At 54.1% G+C, this 2,213-nt stretch carries 2 protein-coding genes; both read left to right on the forward strand.

The window, feature by feature from the left end:
* Nucleotides 1-1,914 (forward strand): hypothetical protein (locus tag ACLTD4_RS33850; protein ID WP_412331987.1); only part of this gene is annotated, 1,914 nt, incomplete at its 5' end.
* A 40-nt stretch (nt 1,915-1,954) separates the two neighbouring features.
* Nucleotides 1,955-2,213, forward strand: a 259-nt coding sequence (locus ACLTD4_RS33855) for an RNA polymerase sigma factor (RefSeq protein ID WP_412331988.1), incomplete at its 3' end; no start/stop codon positions are given.

Consider the following 2,213-nt stretch of genomic DNA (forward strand, 5'->3'; position numbering starts at 1 on the left):
GTCGTGTATGTGCTGCGGCTTCAGGATATGGCCTTTGGACAGGAGACGCAGGAGGCTTTTGAAGGCGACATCCGGAACAGAACCTTGCTGTCCCTGCAAGGGGTGAAGGGAACGCCGGGCTATCAGGCCACCAAGGAATGGTACGAATGGCTGCAAACCTACGACACGGATATGTCCATTTACCATTCCGAAGAAGCCTTTTCCGAGGACTTCGGGGATGATTACTACGCCTACAACCTGTACACACGGGAAATGAAGGACAAACTGGACGAAATCTGTGCCAAGTACCATCTGAACCTGCTGGGGAAAATGTACGTTGACCCGGATGAAGCGGCAGCCTGCAAGGCGCTGGGGATTCAGGGCATACTCCGCCCCGGCGTTCAGGCGGAAACCAATTTTGGCGGAATGCGGTATTACGCGGACGGCTCCTTCACCGTGGAGGGACGCATGACCCTGACAGGCCAGAATTCTGTCTGGCCGTATGAGGAAATCGTGACCTTCTCCTGCGCCCGGAAGGACAGCTTCAGCGAGATTTATGCCTCTATCGGCCCGGAGGGAAGCTATGAGGAATGGACGTATACAACGTCTGACGGCGTGGACATGCTGATCGTTCTGGAGCAGCGAAATAACCTCAACCATCATGCATTCATGGTCGCGGACAGGGGAGACTATGTGCTGACCTTCTCCGCACTGGAATATGACCATGACTGGACGAAAGCCGCACTGGAAGCCTTTGCCGAAGCCATCGACTTCACCGTGCAGCCCCAGAGAGTGACGGAAGAATCTCTGGCGGAAGCAGAGGTGCGAAGGAAAGACGCGGACAAACAGCAGGCAGACGACTATGACAAGCACATCCGCGCCTATGTAGATCAGGGCTACGAAGCCCGGATCAAATCCCGGATGGAGTTCAGCACCCATCCCGCTCAGCTGGGCTTCTGCGTGATGGATCTGGATGGAGACGGCGTGGACGAGCTGCTTGTGGGCGAAAATGGGTATATCATCGCGGCCTATAACAAGCGGGACGGCGGCACTCAATACATTATGCCGCCGACCGTTGCCTATCCGTCCATGGTCGATGAATCCAGCAGCTTTGTTTCCGGAATCGGCTGCGGAATTGGCGTCGGCGCTACCTATATGCATCTCTGTGAGGACAACGTTCTGGCCTATGTTTATGCCTGCACCGACGGCTCGATGGCTTATCATTTTGCGAAGGTTGAAAATGGAACCTATGTCTGGGATAAGGGCGTCGTTTACTATACCAGTGAAAGTGAATATTTCAGAGGGAATTCATGGTTGATGTACCCGAATCTGGACGTGCCAAACGATGTCCCCATTACGGAGGAAGAATTCAACAAAATCGTTCAGTCCCACCCCCGCGTCCCTGTGACGCTGACTCCAGTTGCCGAGTATCCCTTCGCCGACACTTCCCCCAGCGGCATCGGCGGGAAGGACGTCATTTGTGCCAGCTATAGAGAAGTGTTCCAAAGTGAGGGAATATCGATGGATGGCTGGGAGTGCTGTCTCATTGATCTGGACGGCGACGGGCAGGAAGAACTGTTCCTGACCGATGGCGGATGGAGGGGTGTGCTGACCATCAAAGGCGGAAAGGTAAAGATTCTGGAATGCGGCGCGGACGTCACCATCTGCGAGGGAAATTACATTGCCCACACTCAAAGATATCTGGACGGCAACAGTGCTACCAGCTACTACAAAGTGCAGAACGGAAACGCCGTATTAGTGGACTATCTGCGATATGACAAGGGCGTAAACCCGGAAAATCCGTGGTTCTACGGCGCAGACGCGCTGGATGAGTCCTTGCAGCCCGTTTCTCAGGAGCAGTACGAAGCGGCTCAGGCGAAATACGTGCCGCTGAAATTGGAGACGCACCCGGTCGCGACGTATCCGCTCCCTTAAGCGGATTTGGACAGGCTACATTTTGACAGGAGGTGATCCCTTGGAGGATCAGGGCATTATTGACCTGTTCTTTGAAAGATCGGAACAGGCCATCACGGAAACAGACAAGAAATACGGCGGGTATTGCTATGCTATCGCCTACAACATTCTTTCCTCCCGCGAAGACTCGGAGGAAAGCGTCAGCGATACATATCTGACGGCGTGGAACACCATCCCACCAAGAAAACCCAACATTCTGAGTGCTTTTCTTGGAAAAATCACCCGGCATATCTCCATCGACCGCTGGCGCAAACAGAGCG

This window comes from Hungatella sp., assembly GCF_046966825.1.